Raw genomic sequence first — 14451 nt, 5'->3', positions numbered from 1 at the left:
GATTTTACGCCGATGATAGTGCTGCAACCAGTGTGAAAGTAGGTCATCGTCAGGCTAGTTATAAGAGAAAGACCCCGGTAAGCCCAAGCGCGTTCAAGATCGCGCTGGTGCAAACCGGGGTTTTTTTTCGTCCGCACGCGCCTCCTTCAGCCGACTGTGGCGTGGTTAATCTGGCGTTAATCTTCATTGCATATTCTCCTCCTGACCGAAGCTCATCAGGAGAAGATCATGTCGCTGCAACTGGCATCAAGCCCATCATGGGTCCCGATCAGCACCGAGCCGCCGCCGGCTGCAAAGGTGCGCCCCGCATACCAGATCGAATACCTGCTCCCCGGGGCCGCCGGCCGCGCCGGCCTGCAAGACTTCATCGCCGCCACTTTCCGCCAATCGTACGCGGCCGAGGTGAGTCACTTCAGCGATACCCTGATCGGTTGCCGCGGTGCCGATGGCTGCTGGATTGCCGGACTCGGCTTTTCGCTCGCCGCCGACGGTCCGGTTTTTCTCGAACATTACCTCGACGCCCCCCTGGAGCTGGCCATCGGCGAGCGCGTCGGCCAGCGCATCGACCGCAACCAGGTGGTCGAAGTCGGCAACCTGGCGGCGGACCATGCGGGCGCGGCGCGCGCGCTGATCGTCAGTGTCACCCGCATGCTGCACAGCCAAGACTTGCACTGGGTGGCATTTACCGCCACCCCGAGCCTGCTCAATTCCTTCACCCGCCTGCGCCTCAAGCCGAATTGGCTTGCCGAGGCCGACCCTCGCCGCCTGCCCGATAGCGGCAAGGACTGGGGTACCTACTACAACACGCAACCACAGGTGATGTTTGGCGACATCCGTTACGGCTATGCACAACTTGCTTGATTCCCTCCCCGCTACCTTGCCCCTGATACAGTCGGGGACGCAAACCTGGTCGCGCCCGGCGCTGCAGCAGCGTATCGCCCAGTTGCGCATGGCGCTGCTGGCGCGCCGCGCGCCGCGCGCGCCGGTCGCCATCCTGGCCGACAATTGCCCCGACTGGCTGGCAATCGACCTGTGCACGCAGGAACTGGGCATCACCCTGGTTCCCTTGCCCTTGTTCTTTACCCCCGGCCAATGGATGCATGTGATCGCCGAGAGCGGTGTGCAATCCATTTTCTGTGCCCAGCCGCAGCAGGCCGGCGCGCTCGGTTTTCCCGATGCCGTCGCGTGCGAAGGGGAGCTGCGCTTGTGCGAAGGCCCGCTGCGCGCGCACCTGCCCCTGCCGGATGACGTCCAGAAGATCACCTTTACCTCGGGCACGACCTCGACCCCGAAAGGCGTGTGCCTCAGTACCGGCCAGCAATGGGAAGTGGCGCGCGCCCTGCATGACGGCCTGTGCCGGCTCGGCGTCGAGCGCCACCTCTGCCTGCTGCCATTCGCCGTGCTGCTGGAAAATATCGCCGGTCCGTACACCGCCATGCTCAGCGGCGCGACCACGATCTGCCCACCCTTGGCCGAGACCGGCCTGCTCGGCGCCAGCCAGTTCGACCCGCAAGTGTGCCTTGATGCCATCGCACGCTACCAGGCCAACAGCATTATCCTGCTGCCGCAGATGTTGCAGGCGCTGGTGGCCGTGGCGGCGCCGGACGAACCGAGGATCCGGTCGCTCAAATTCGTGGCGGTGGGCGGCGCCAAGACACCGGCGCGCCTGATTCGCACGGCGCGCGCCAAGGGTTTTCCCGTGTACGAGGGTTACGGCCTGTCCGAATGCAGTTCGGTGGTCGCGCTCAACCTGCCCGGCGCCGAACGCGAAGGCAGCGTCGGCCGCCCGCTGGCGCATCGCCAGTTGCGCATCGCCGCCGACGGCGAAATCGAAGTCGGTGGCGCCCGGGCCCGCTACCTGGGACAAGCCGCCACTTCCGGCGCGTGGCTGGGTACGGGCGACCTGGGCCATCTCGACGCCGACGGTTTCCTGTTTATCGATGGCCGCAAGAAAGACATCCTGATCACCGGTTTCGGCCGCAACGTCTCGCCCGAATGGCCCGAGGCCGCCCTGCTCGGCACCGGCCGCATTGCCCAGGCCGTCGTGGTCGGCGATGGCCAGGCCAGCCTCGGCGCGCTGATCGTGCCCTTGTCGGCCCAGCTTGGCCGTGAACAGATCCAGGCTGCGGTCGACCAGGCCAATGCCGACCTGCCCGACTACGCCCGGGTGCTGCGCTGGATGCCGGTGCCGCCCATGAGCAGCGCCGACGGCCTCGTCACCGCCAACGGACGTCCGCGCCGGCCCGCCATCCACCTGCACTTCCAGCAGCAAATCGCCTCTCTTTTCACTCCCGCGGAGCAGACCACATGAACTTTTTCGACACCCTTCAAGCCAGCACCGAGGCTGAACGCCAGGCCTTGTTTTCCATCCCGGTCATTCAGGACGCGCTGCGCGGCGACATCACGCTGGCCCAGTACCGCGCTTTCCTGGGCCAGGCCTATCACCACGTCAAGCATACCGTGCCCCTGCTGATGGCTTGCGGAAGCCGTCTCGACGGCAAGCACGAATGGCTGCGCAATGCGATCGCCGAATATGTGGAAGAGGAGCTCGGCCACCAGGAATGGATACTGTCCGACATCACCGCCTGCGGTGGCGATGCCGAGCAGGTGCGCCATGCCCAGCCGCACGCCAGCACCGAGTTGATGGTGGCGTATGCCTATCACCAGATCGACCGTGGCAACCCGGCCAGCTTTTTCGGCATGGTGCACGTGCTCGAAGGCACCAGCACGGCCCTGGCCACCCACGCCGCCGATACCATCCAGGGCGTGCTGGGCTTGCCGCCGCAGGCGTTCAGCTACCTCAGCTCGCACGGCAGCCTCGACATCGAGCACGTGGCCTTTTTCGAGGGCCTCATGAACCGTCTCGACGATGCCGAGGACCAGCGCGCCGTGGTGCACAGTGCGCGCATGATGTATCGCCTGTACGGCGACATCTTCCGCAGCCTGCCGAGCGGCCAGGCCCTGTTCGACGTGGCCTGAGATGGACGCCACCTTCCCGGGCGCGCCGTACCGCGCCGTGCTGACCGGCGCCAGCGGCGGCATCGGCGGCGCCATCGCCAGGCAACTGGCGCCGCATGCGCAATGGCTGATCCTGGTCGGACGCCAGGCGGCGCCGCTCGAGGCGCTGCGCCACGCGTTGCAACCAGCCCAGGTGCATATCGTTTGCGGCGACCTGGGCGAGGCCGCCACCCTGGCCGAGATTGCGGCGCTGGCGCAACGCCTGGGCGGCCTGAACCTGCTCATCAACAATGCCGGCGTCAGCGATTTCCATGCCTTCGCCACCCAGTCCGGCGACGTCATCCGGCATATGCTCGACACCAACCTGCTGGCGCCGATGCTGCTGACGCGCCAGTTGCTGCCGCTGCTGCTGGCGGCGCCGCGCGCGCAGATCGTCAACATCGGCTCGGTCTTCGGGCTGATCGGCTATCCCGGCTTCGCGGCATATTGCGCAGGCAAGTCCGGGCTGCGCGGTTTCAGCCAGGCGCTGCGGCGCGAACTGGCCGACACCAGCGTCGAGGTCCGCCATTTTGCCCCGCGCGCCACCCGTACCGCGATCAACAGCACGGCCGTCAACGCCATGAACCGCGAACTGGCCACCGCCGAAGACAGCCCCCAGCACGTCGCCGCCGCCTTCCTCGCCTTTCTCCAGGGGCGTGGCTGGGAACGCACGCTGGGGGCCAAGGAACGCTTTTTCATCCTCTTGAACAAACTCTTGCCGGCGCTGCCCGACGGCGCCATCCGCGCCCAGTTGCCGCTCATCCGCAAGCACTTGCCCAAATAGACCCTGTCACTTTCCATCGGGAGAATTCTCATGCAAAACGTTCGCACCATGCTCGGCGGCGCCATCTGCGCCTGCCTGTTCGCCCTCGCCCCGGCGCACGCCGGCGTCCCCGAGGATGTCGCCACCCTGCAGCACGAATGGGAGCGCATCAAGTACCAACTGCCGGCCGCCGACCAGGAAGCCCAGTTCGAACGCCTGGCCCTCGAAGCGGGCAAGTTCGCCGCACAAAATCCGAACAGCGCCGACGTGCTGATCTGGCAGGCCATCGTCGAGTCGACCTATGCCGGCGCCAAGGGCGGGCTGGGCGGGCTGTCGCATGCCAAGTCGGCCCGCAAGATTCTCGAGCAGGCGCTGGCGATCAATCCCGACGCGCTGTCCGGTTCGGCTTACACCAGCCTCGGTTCACTGTATTATCAGGTACCGGGCTGGCCGGTCGGCTTCGGTGACGACAAGAAGGCGCTGGAATTGCTCAAGAAGGGGCTGGCGGTCAATCCCGAGGGCGTCGATCCGAACTATTTTTACGGGGACTACCTGTTCCGCAAGGGCGATCTCGACAATGCCGAGCGCGCGCTGCGCAAGGCCCTGCAAGCCCCGCCCCGCCCGGGCCGCAAGCTGGCCGACGAGGGGCGGCGCAAGGAAGTTGAACAACTGCTCGAAAAAATTGCCGCAAAACGCAAGTAAGCCGAGAAGGAGCATGTCCTGGTGAGAATCCTGCTGGTGGAAGATGACGATTTGCTCGCCTCCGGATTGCAGCTCGCGCTGCACCGCGCCCACTATACGGTCGAGCACGTCCGCAGCGGCGAAGCGGCGCTCGAGGCGCTGGCCAACAACCAGTTTGCCCTGATGGTGCTCGACCTCGGCTTGCCCAAGCTGGACGGGACCGCCGTGCTCAAGGCCATGCGCGCGCGCGGCGACGCCATGCCGGTGCTGATCCTGTCGGCGCGCGACGCCACGCGCGACCGCATCCTGGGGCTCGACCTGGGGGCCGACGATTACCTGACCAAGCCGTTCGAGCTCGAGGAATTGCTGGCGCGCCTGCGCGTGCTGATGCGACGCAGCAATGGCAAGCCCGTCAATCAACTCCAGCTCGGCGAGCTCAGGCTCGACATGGAAAGCCTGAGCGTGAGCTGGCAGGGCCAGGCGATCGAGTTGCAGCGGCTCGAATTCATGCTGCTCAAAAAAATGGCGGAAAGTCCGCAGCGGGTATTTACCCGCGCCCAGCTCGAGGACGCCTTGTACGGATGGGGGGAGGGGGTGGAAAGCAATACCATCGACGTGCACGTCCATCACATCCGCAGGAAACTGACGCCGGCGGTGATCAAGACCGTGCGCGGGGTCGGCTACCGCATCGGTCTGGCGAGCGCATGAGCGGCAAGCTGTATTCCCTGCGCCGGCGCATGGTGGTGGCCACCCTGGCTTGCATGCTGCTCATTTTCGGCGGCATCGGGGCGGGCGCGCACGCGGTGGCGCGGCGCGAGTCGGAAGAGCTGTTCAGCGCCCGCCTGGCCACCTCGGCGCGCGTCCTCGAAGCCTTGGTCGCACACCAGCTGGACACGGCCACCGTCAGCCGCCCGGTGGTGATCACCCTGCCCAAGGAACTCGAAAGCGCCACCGACGACGAACCGCAAACCTACGGTCACCGCTATGAAACCAAGGTTGCCTTCCAGGTGTGGGGTAACGACGGCACATTGCTGGCCAGGTCCGCATCGGCGCCGGACGCCTTGCTGGGCCGGCTGGCGGCGGGCTTTAGCAAGAACAATATCGACGGCCAACTGTGGCAGGTATTCGCGTTGCGCTCGGGCCAGGTGTGGGTGCTGGTGGCGGAGAAGGATGAGGTACGCCAGGAAATGGCCGACGATATCGGCTTGTCGATCCTGATGCCGCTCGTGGTCGGCGGCCTGCTGATGCTGGCGGCGGTCAATGTTGTCCTGGTCCACAATATGCGCTCGCTGGGCGAACTGGCCAGGCGCATCGCCGGGCGCCAGCCGGAGTCGCTCGACCTGATCGAGCTGCCGGCCACGCCGGTGGAACTGGCGCCCATCGTCACGGAACTGAATCAATTACTGGTGCGTATGAAGGCGGCTTTCGAGCGCGAACAGTATTTCATCAATTCGGCCGCGCACGAGATCCGCACCCCGATCGCCGGCGTGCAGCTGCACATCGAAAACGCCCTGCGCGCCGCCAGTGCGGATGAACGCGAGCGCTCGCTGGTCAGTGCGCTGACGGCGGCGCGCCGCACCAGCAAGCTGGCCGAACAGTTACTGGCGCTGGGACGCATCACCGCCAAGGCCGACGCGGCGTCCTTCCAGGCCACCTCGCTGACGGAAGTGTGCTGCGATGTCATCGGCACGCTCGAACCGCTGCTCTCGCAACGCGGCCAGAACATCGGCCTCGAGGCGCGCGACGATTGTACGGTCCTGGCCGATCGCCACCAGCTCAGGCGCTTGCTGCAAAACCTGATCGACAATGCATCGGTGCATGGTGCGGCGGACGGCGATATCCAGGTGCTGATCGTGCGCCAGGGCGCGCAAGTGCTGCTGAGCGTATCGAACGACGGCGCCTCCATCCCGGAAGCCGAACTCGAGCGCATTTTCACTCCGTACTACCGGATACCGGCGAACCGCACCTCCGGCCATGGACTGGGGCTGGCGATCGTCAAGGAAATCGCCCAGCAACATGGCGCCCGGATCGCCATCCGCCGCAAGGACAATGGCGGTGGCACCGTGGTCGAACTCGCCCTGCCGCTGGCTGGTGCGCCGGGCGGCGCCGCCTGAGCGGCGCTGCGCCCGCGCTCCCGTGTCGTTTGGCGCCAAGCGGTCTTTTTTGTCCCCTTCTTTATCCGCAATTCATTACATCGTTCCAACTTCACACTGGCTTCATGCGCGCTGCACACTGCCTGGCTATCTTGGCGGCTTGGGCAATGTTGCCATCTCCGGAAATTGGGTGAAAAGTGAACAAAAGAACGATCCTGAAACATCGCCGCCTGATGGCTATCCTGGCCTTGTTGCTGCTTGCCGTGGCGGCTATTTGCTGGTGGATATGGGAGCGCAACGGCGCCTATGGCTTCCATGTACTTGCACGCCGCGGCGGCACCTATTGGGTTAATGTCAACCCTGACGATGCGCGCCTGTCGCCAGGGATGCGCGTCGCGCTCAGCGTCCCGGTGCCAACGGCGAGCGCCGGGCCGATGACCTGGCAGGAACGCGAACAAGGGTTCGAGGTCGCCGAGCTGCCGGTCATGGTTGACGGCCGCGAGCTCGACCGCATCCTGCTGGCGCGCATCGACTCGGCGCGGTATCGCTTTGTCGTGCGCAATGCGCCGGCCGGCGACAAGGGCATCGATGAATGGGAGCGCGCCGTGCCGCAAGCGCGCCTGATCGTCAACGGCAGCTTCTTCGGCTTGAAAGGCTTGCCCGACACGCCCTTCATCAGCGAGGGAACGGTGATGGGGCCGAGCAAATACAACGCCCGCGCCGGCGCCTTCGTCGCCGATCAGAACGGCGCCGGCGTGCGCGACCTGCGTGACGGCAACTGGCGGCAGGCACTCGCCGGGGCCAGCAACGCCATGGTCTCTTACCCACTCCTGATCGGCGACGATGGACAGACGCACGTGAAAACCGACAGCGGCTGGCTGGCCAACCGCAGTTTCGTCGCGCAAGACCGGCAGGGGCGCATCATCATCGGTACCACCAGGGATGCATTCTTCTCGCTGGCACGGCTGGCGCAATTCCTGAAGGAGTCGCCGCTCGACCTGAAAGTCGCGCTCAACCTCGATGGCGGACCGCTGGCGTGCCAGAGCGTGCGTTTTCCTGGTTACGAGCGCAAGCTGTACGCCTTGTGGGAGTCGCAGATGGTGGACAATCAGGTCAAGCTGCTCAGATGGCCATTGAGTGACGCCACCTGGGCGATGGCGGTCGTCCTGACGGTGGAGCCGAAGAGCGACTAGCGCCGGCAGCGCAATCTTTGGTGGTAAAGTGTCGCTCACGCCGAACCAATTCCCATAGAGATGGACTATCAGCAACTCGTAACGCAGCGGCGCACGCATCCCGCATGGCGCCTGCTCGCCGCCGACAACGCCGCAATGATCGCAAGCTTCCTGCACGCGAGTTTCGTCGCGCCCAACGAGCGCACCATCGGCCGTCAGCAACTGGCGTCGCAGCTGGACGACCACCTGTACCACCTGCACCAAGGCGCCGGCGAAATCCTGTTCCCCAAAGCGGCCACGGCCTACCTCGACGACTGGGCCTCCGACGAACGCGGCTGGTTGCGCAAATACTACCCGCCCGGCGACGACGAAGCGCACTACGACCTCGCCTCGGCCACCGAGCAGGCGCTCGAATGGCTCCAGAACCTCGGCCAGCGCGACTTTATCGGCACCGAGTCGCGCCTGATGACGGTATTCGACCTGCTGCACCAGATTGTCGACGGCAGCGAGCTCGATCCGCGCGCCCGCATCGCCGAACTGAAACGCCGCAAGGCCGACATCGATGTCGAAATCGCCGACATCAGCGCCGGCAAATTCGCATTGATGGACCCGACCCAGGTGCGCGAGCGCTTCCTGCAAATGGCCGCCACCGCGCGCGACCTGCTGTCGGACTTCCGCGCGGTCGACACCAACTTTCGCACGCTCGACCGCCAGGTGCGCGAACACATCGCCACCTGGGACGGCAGCAAGGGCGAACTGCTGCAAGCGATCTTCGGCCAGCGCGACCTGATCGCCGATACCGACGAAGGGCGCAGCTTCCGCGCCTTCTGGGACCTGTTGATGTCCCCTTCGCGCCAGGACGAACTTACCAGCCTGCTCGACGCGGTGCTCAAGCTCGGACCGGTGCGCGAGCTGCAGCCGGACGCCCGCCTGCAGCGCATCCACTACGACTGGCTCGAAGCCGGCGAAGTCACCCAGCGCACCGTCGCGCGCCTGTCGGAACAGTTGCGGCGCTACCTGGACGACCAGGCCTGGCTGGAAAACCGCCGCATCATGCAACTGATCCGTGACATCGAACAGAAAGCCCTGGCCCTGCGCGGCCAGGTCGATGAACGCGCCTTCATGGAAATCGACGAAGCGGCGCCCTCGCTGGCCATGTCGATGGATCGCACCCTGTACAATCCGCCGTTCAAACCGAAGATCACGCAGCAGATCGTCAGCGACGACGGCGTCGAGATCGCGACCGACGCGCTGTTCGAGCAAATCTACGTGGACCAGTTGCGCCTCATGTCGAACATCCGGCGCGCGCTCCAGACGCGCCAGCAAGTCTCGCTCGGCGCCCTGGCGCGCGAGTATCCGATCGAGCAGGGCCTGGCCGAACTGGCCACCTACCTCAAGCTGGCCACCCAGGACATGCACGCCGCCATCGACGACAATCAGTCTGAAATCGTCGACTGGCTTGACGACACCGGGCGCCGTCGCCAGGCTACGCTCCCCCTTATCATTTACGCGGCATGAACCCTGAACCGACCACTCCCAACGATCAAAACCGCCTCGGCCAGCTGCTGGTCGCGCTGCTCCAGGCGGTGCTGTACCGCGACACCGACAGCGCCCTGTGGCAGGCGCTGATGGAGCTGCAGGCGCGCGTGCGCGACTACACCGCCACCATCGGCCTCGAACTCATTCTCGACGACGCCGAAGGCTACGCCTACCTGCGCCAGCGCCCCTTGGTGGCGGGCGAACCGGAACTGCCGCGCCTGGTCCAGCGGCGCCAGCTCAGTTACCCGGTCAGCCTGATCCTGGCCCTGCTGCGCAAGAAACTGGCCGAATTCGACGCCACCGGCGGCGAAACGCGCCTCGTCATCGACCGTGACCAGATCGCCGAACAAGTGCGCCTGTTTTTGCCGCAGACCGGCAACGAAGCGCGCCTGCTCGACCGCATGGATGCGCACCTGAACAAGGTGGTCGAGCTGGGCTTTTTGCACCGCCTGCGCGGCCAGGAAAACCAGTTCGAAGTGCGCCGCATCCTCAAGGCGTTTGTGGACGCTCAATGGTTGGCCGATTTCGAACAGCGCCTGGCCGCTTACGCCGCCCACGCCGCCAGCGGCGAGGAGGAAGCATGACCGAGGCGCCCGTGGTCGATATTCCCGCAACCGATGGCGGCGACCCGGCGCTCGAACGCGCGGGCTTCCGGCTGCGCCACTTCGAAGTGTTCAACTGGGGCACTTTCCACGAACGCGTCTGGCGCCTGCACCCGGGTGGCGACAACATGCTGCTGACCGGCGATATCGGCTCCGGCAAGTCGACCCTGGTCGACGCCATCACCACCTTGCTGGTGCCGGCCCAGAAGATCGCCTACAACAAGGCGGCCGGCGCCGACGCGCGCGAGCGCAGCCTGCGCACCTACGTCATGGGCCACTACAAATCCGAGCGCGGCGACAGCGGCCTGGCCGCGCGCGCCGTCGCCCTGCGCGATCACAACAGCTACTCGGTGATCCTCGGCGTGTTCCACAACGAAGGCTTCGACCAGACCGTCACCCTGGCGCAGGTGTTCTGGTTCAAGAATCCGCACGGGCAGCCCGAACGCTTTTACGTCGTCGCCGATGGCGCGCTGTCGGTGGCCGAGCACTTCGCCGGCTTCGGCACCGATATCGCGCAACTGCGCAAGCGCCTGCGCGCGCTGGCCGGCGTCACCCTGCACGAGAGCTTTCCGCCGTACGGCGCCGACTTCCGGCGCCGTTTCGGCATCGCCAGCGAACAGGCGATGGACCTGTTCCACCAGACGGTGTCGATGAAATCGGTCGGCAACCTGACCGACTTCGTGCGCGACCACATGCTTGAAGCTTTTCCGGTGGAGGCGCGCATCAGCGCCCTGATCGCCCACTTCGACGACCTCAATCGCGCGCACGAAGCGGTGCTCAAGGCCAAGCTGCAGATCGACCAGCTCACGCCCCTGGTGGACGACTGCACCCGCCACGAGGTGCTGCAAGAACAAGCCAGCCAGCTGCGCGGTTGCCGCGAAGCGCTGCGCCCGTGGTTCGCCCATCTCAAAGGCGAGCTGCTCGAGAAACGCATCGCCTTGCTGCAGTCGGAGCGCGACAAACTGGCCGGGCGGCTCGAGCGCCTGAAGGAAGAACAGCGCAACCAGATGCTGCGGCGCGACGACATCGCGCAGGCCATCGCGGCCAACGGCGGCAACCGCATCGAGCAAATCAAGGGCGAGATCAAGCGCTTGCAAGCCATGCGCGACGAACGCACGCGCCGTTCTGACGTGTACAACGCGCTCGCTGGGGCCGTGGGCCTGCCCGGCGCGGCCGATGCGGGCGTGTTCGACGCCAACCGGCGCGCCATCGATGACGGCAAGACCGGCTGCATCGCGCGCCGCGACGACGCGCAAAACACGTTGATGATGGCGGGCGTAAGCCTGCACGAACTGCGCGACCAGCACGGCGCCATCACCACCGAACTCGAATCGCTGCGCCAGCGCCGCTCCAACATCACCAGCCAGATGCTGGCCCTGCGCGCCGCGCTGTGCGACGCACTGCGCATCGCACCGGATGCCTTGCCCTTCATCGGAGAATTGATCCAGGTGCGGGAGGAAGAACGCGCATGGGAAGGCGCGGCCGAGCGCATGCTGCACAGCTTCGGCCTGTCGCTGTTGGTGCCGGAAGCGCATTACCGGGCGGTGGCGGACTGGGTCGACACGACCAACCTGGGCAACCGGCTGGTGTACTTCCGCGTGCGCGCCAGCGTCACGGCCGACCACCAAGGCCTGCACCCGGATGCGCTGGCGCGCAAATTGGCGATCAAGCCCGACTCGCCCTTCTACGGCTGGATCGACGCCGAACTGGCGCGCCGCTACGACCACGCCTGCTGCGACACGCTCGACCAGTTCCGCCGCGAGAAGCGCGCCGTCACCCGTAACGGCCAGGTCAAGGCCGGCGGCGAGCGCCACGAAAAAGATGACCGTCACCGCATCGACGACCGCTCGCGCTATGTGCTGGGATGGTCGAACGAAGGCAAGATCGCCGCGCTGGCCAAGCAGGAACGCGACCTGTCCACCCGCATCCAGGCGCATGCCGCGAAGATCGCCTCGGTGAAAGGCGAGGTCGATCGCCAGAACGCCTTGCTGGGCAACTGGAACCAACTGGCGACCTACGTCAATTTCAGTGAACTCGATTGGAAGCCGCTCCTGTCCAGCATCGACGCGCTCGAACGCGAGCGGGAGGCACTGGCCGCGTCGTCCGACCTGCTGCGCACCCTGGAGCAGCAATTCGCCGAGCTGACCGAGGCGCAGGTGGTGACACACGAGCAGTTCAACAACGCCACCATTGAGCACGCACGCACGGTCGAAAAGCTGGAAGTGGCCGGGGCCGCCCTGGACGACTGCGCCACCTTGCTCGATGCAACGCCGGAGCAAGCGCGCGAGCGGTATTTCCCCGTGCTCGACGCCTTGCGTACCGAGGTGCTGGGCGAGCATACGCTTACGGTCGAATCGTGCGAGAACCGCGAAAAAGAAATGCGCCACGAACTGCAAAACCGGATCGACGCGGAGCAGAAGAAAATCGGCAACCTGCGCGACGCCATCATCCGCGCCATGGAAAGCTACACCAAGGCCTGGCCGCTGGACGCGCGCGAGGTCGATGTGAGCATCGACGCCGCCGCCGAATTTCGCAAGATGCTGGCGGTCTTGCAGGCCGACGACCTGCCGCGCTTCGCCGGGCGCTTCAAGGAACTGCTCAACGAAAACACGATCCGCGAGATCGCCGGCTTCCAGTCGCAGCTCAAGCGCGAGCGCGAGACCATCCGCGAGCGCATCGACACCATCAACGCCTCGCTGCACCAGATCGACTACAACCCGAACCGCTACATCGCGCTCGAAGCGGAGAACAATCTGGACGCGGACCTGCGCGACTTCCAGCAAGACCTGCGCAGCTGCACCGAAGGCGCGTTGACCGGATCGGCCGACGAAGAGTATTCGGAAGCGAAGTTCTTGCAGGTCAAACGCATCATCGAACGCTTTCGCGGTCGCGAAGGCACGGCCGAGATGGACAAGCGCTGGACGCGCAAGGTCACCGACGTGCGCAACTGGTTCGTGTTCTCGGCGTCCGAGCGCTGGCGCGAGGACGGCCGCGAACACGAACACTACACCGACGCCGGCGGCAAGTCGGGCGGCCAGAAGGAAAAGCTGGCCTACACCGTACTGGCGGCCAGCCTGGCTTACCAGTTCGGCCTGGAATGGGGCGTGGTGCGCTCGCGCTCCTTCCGCTTCGTGGTCATCGACGAAGCCTTCGGGCGCGGCTCCGACGAATCGGCGCGCTACGGACTGGAACTGTTCAAGCGCATGAACCTGCAACTGCTGATCGTCACGCCGCTGCAAAAAATCCACATCATCGAGCCGTACGTCTCGGGCCTGGGCTTCGTGCACAGCGAAGAAGGACGGCAGTCGAAGCTGCGCTACCTGACGATCGAACAGTACCAGGCCGAGCGCAGCGCGCGTGCCGCATGAGCTCCGCGCCAGCCTGGTCGAGCGCAGCGACGATCCGCGCCCAGGTCCAGCGCCTGTGGGACGATGGCCGCCTGCTGGCCGCGCGCGTCGGCGGCGAGGCCCTGTTCCCGCTCGAGCTGCGCCTGCGCCAGCCGACCGTGGCGCAAACCGGCGAGCGTTTCGAGGAGGTACGCGCATGGATCAGGGAACTCGACGCCGGCAGCACAAGCGCGCGCGGCTACGGCTACCGGATCGTCTGGCGCGAGATCAATCACCGCCAGCTCGGGCGTAACCGCATTCCCGACAGCGTGGTGTTCGACAGCGATGCGGACGCCCTGCGCCTGATCGGGCGCCAGCTTGATGCGCGCCGCTTCGACCAGATTGTCGCCGCCACCATCAAGCTCTTTCCGCAACTGGCCGGCTGGCTGGCGCGGCGCGCGCTTGCGGTGCTCGAGCAAAGCGAGGCGTGGGCGCGCATCCTGGCGATCCTTGAATGGTTCGTCGCCCACCCGCGCCCCGGCCTGTACCTGCGCCAGCTCGACATCGCCGGTGTCGACAGCAAATTCATCGAAAAGCGCAAAGCCATGCTGGCCGAGCTGCTCGACCTGGTGCTGCCGCCCGATGCCATCGATGCGAACGCATTTGGCGCGCGCCAGTTCGAAGCGCGTTATGGATTACTGGGCAAACCGGCGCTGCTGCGCTTTCGGGTGCTCGATCCTTCCCATGCCGTTGGCGGCTTGTCGGACCTGTCCGTGCCGCTGGCGCAGTTCGCGGCCCTGCACACGCAGGTGCGGCGCGTCTTCATCACCGAGAACGAAATCAACGGCCTGGCGTTTCCGCAGATGCCGGACGCGATGGTGATTTTCGGCGGCGGCTACGGCGTCGAGCGGCTGGCCGGCGTAGGCTGGCTGGCCACGCGCGAGGTGTTTTACTGGGGCGATATCGACACGCATGGCTTCGCGATCCTGGACCGCCTGCGCGGCGCCATCCCGTATGCGCGCTCGATCCTGATGGATAGCGCGACCCTGATGGCGCACCGCGCGCTGTGGGGGATGGAAGACGCCGACAAGCGCTTCGGCGGGCAGCCGTCAAGACTGGAGCGCGACGAGCTGGCGCTGTTCGAGGCCTTGCGCGACGATGTGTTCGGCGAGCGTATCCGGATGGAGCAGGAGCGCCTGTCGTACGGCTGGGTGCAGCAGGCATTGGCCGCCTTGTAGTGACGCGGACGGTACACAGAGCCAGGGCTATCGAGGGGAA

12 protein-coding genes are annotated in these 14451 nt (G+C 65.7%); all 12 read left to right on the top strand.

Annotation, left to right across the window (positions count from 1 at the left end; translation table 11 throughout):
- The first annotated feature begins 228 nt into the window (after nt 1-228).
- The 12 genes from F0185_RS32830 to F0185_RS32775 all read left to right on the top strand — a co-directional run bounded on the left by F0185_RS32830 (nt 229) and on the right by F0185_RS32775 (nt 14411).
- Complete coding sequence (locus F0185_RS32830; protein WP_167232702.1) at nt 229-861, top strand: thermostable hemolysin; 633 nt, start codon at nt 229-231, stop codon at nt 859-861.
- A complete protein-coding gene (locus tag F0185_RS32825; RefSeq protein ID WP_167232700.1) occupies nt 845-2311 on the top strand; it encodes an AMP-binding protein in 1467 nt (488 codons plus the stop codon). Before F0185_RS32830 ends, F0185_RS32825 begins: the two co-directional genes overlap by 17 nt.
- Nucleotides 2308-2979: an iron-containing redox enzyme family protein gene (locus tag F0185_RS32820; RefSeq protein ID WP_167232698.1), complete on the top strand. Its 672-nt coding sequence runs from the start codon at nt 2308-2310 to the stop codon at nt 2977-2979. Before F0185_RS32825 ends, F0185_RS32820 begins: the two co-directional genes overlap by 4 nt.
- Before the next feature lies 1 nt (nt 2980).
- Nucleotides 2981-3781 (top strand): SDR family oxidoreductase, encoded by an 801-nt coding sequence (locus F0185_RS32815; RefSeq protein ID WP_167232696.1) that lies wholly within the window; start codon nt 2981-2983, stop codon nt 3779-3781.
- Nucleotides 3782-3811: 30 nt separating this feature from the next.
- The gene (locus F0185_RS32810) at nt 3812-4462 is read left to right on the top strand and encodes a tetratricopeptide repeat protein (protein ID WP_167232694.1); all 651 of its coding nucleotides are present in this window, start codon (nt 3812-3814) and stop codon (nt 4460-4462) included.
- Between the two features lie 21 nt (nt 4463-4483).
- The gene (locus F0185_RS32805; RefSeq protein WP_167232692.1) at nt 4484-5149 is read left to right on the top strand and encodes a response regulator transcription factor; all 666 of its coding nucleotides are present in this window, start codon (nt 4484-4486) and stop codon (nt 5147-5149) included.
- Nucleotides 5146-6555, top strand: a complete 1410-nt coding sequence (locus F0185_RS32800) for a sensor histidine kinase (RefSeq protein WP_167232690.1) — start codon at nt 5146-5148, stop codon at nt 6553-6555. The genes F0185_RS32805 and F0185_RS32800 overlap by 4 nt, the downstream gene beginning before the upstream one ends.
- A 176-nt stretch (nt 6556-6731) precedes the next feature.
- On the top strand, nt 6732-7727 hold the full coding sequence (locus F0185_RS32795; protein ID WP_223164622.1) for a phosphodiester glycosidase family protein: 996 nt from the start codon (nt 6732-6734) through the stop codon (nt 7725-7727).
- A gap of 60 nt (nt 7728-7787) precedes the next feature.
- Nucleotides 7788-9224, top strand: a complete 1437-nt coding sequence (locus F0185_RS32790) for a DUF3375 domain-containing protein (RefSeq protein ID WP_167232688.1) — start codon at nt 7788-7790, stop codon at nt 9222-9224.
- Complete coding sequence (locus F0185_RS32785; RefSeq protein WP_167232686.1) at nt 9221-9829, top strand: DUF4194 domain-containing protein; 609 nt, start codon at nt 9221-9223, stop codon at nt 9827-9829. The genes F0185_RS32790 and F0185_RS32785 overlap by 4 nt, the downstream gene beginning before the upstream one ends.
- The gene (locus F0185_RS32780) at nt 9826-13215 is read left to right on the top strand and encodes an ATP-binding protein (RefSeq protein ID WP_167232684.1); all 3390 of its coding nucleotides are present in this window, start codon (nt 9826-9828) and stop codon (nt 13213-13215) included. Before F0185_RS32785 ends, F0185_RS32780 begins: the two co-directional genes overlap by 4 nt.
- A complete protein-coding gene (locus tag F0185_RS32775; protein WP_167232682.1) occupies nt 13212-14411 on the top strand; it encodes a DUF3322 domain-containing protein in 1200 nt (399 codons plus the stop codon). The genes F0185_RS32780 and F0185_RS32775 overlap by 4 nt, the downstream gene beginning before the upstream one ends.
- The last annotated feature ends 40 nt before the right edge of the window (nt 14412-14451 follow it).

It is taken from the genome of Massilia rubra, assembly GCF_011682065.1.
Taxonomy (GTDB): domain Bacteria; phylum Pseudomonadota; class Gammaproteobacteria; order Burkholderiales; family Burkholderiaceae_D; genus Telluria_A; species Telluria_A rubra.
This window is presented reverse-complemented; position numbering and strand designations above follow the sequence as displayed.

Excerpts from the sequence above, each read along its gene's own strand:
- F0185_RS32830 (WP_167232702.1), top strand. The coding sequence starts at position 229 with ATGTCGCTGCAACTGGCATCAAGCCCATCATGGGTCCCGATCAGCACC.
- F0185_RS32825 (WP_167232700.1), top strand. The coding sequence starts at position 845 with ATGCACAACTTGCTTGATTCCCTCCCCGCTACCTTGCCCCTGATACAG.
- F0185_RS32820 (WP_167232698.1), top strand. The coding sequence starts at position 2,308 with ATGAACTTTTTCGACACCCTTCAAGCCAGCACCGAGGCTGAACGCCAG.
- F0185_RS32815 (WP_167232696.1), top strand. The coding sequence starts at position 2,981 with ATGGACGCCACCTTCCCGGGCGCGCCGTACCGCGCCGTGCTGACCGGC.
- F0185_RS32810 (WP_167232694.1), top strand. The coding sequence starts at position 3,812 with ATGCAAAACGTTCGCACCATGCTCGGCGGCGCCATCTGCGCCTGCCTG.
- F0185_RS32800 (WP_167232690.1), top strand. The coding sequence starts at position 5,146 with ATGAGCGGCAAGCTGTATTCCCTGCGCCGGCGCATGGTGGTGGCCACC.
- F0185_RS32790 (WP_167232688.1), top strand. The coding sequence starts at position 7,788 with ATGGACTATCAGCAACTCGTAACGCAGCGGCGCACGCATCCCGCATGG.
- F0185_RS32785 (WP_167232686.1), top strand. The coding sequence starts at position 9,221 with ATGAACCCTGAACCGACCACTCCCAACGATCAAAACCGCCTCGGCCAG.
- F0185_RS32780 (WP_167232684.1), top strand. The coding sequence starts at position 9,826 with ATGACCGAGGCGCCCGTGGTCGATATTCCCGCAACCGATGGCGGCGAC.
- F0185_RS32775 (WP_167232682.1), top strand. The coding sequence starts at position 13,212 with ATGAGCTCCGCGCCAGCCTGGTCGAGCGCAGCGACGATCCGCGCCCAG.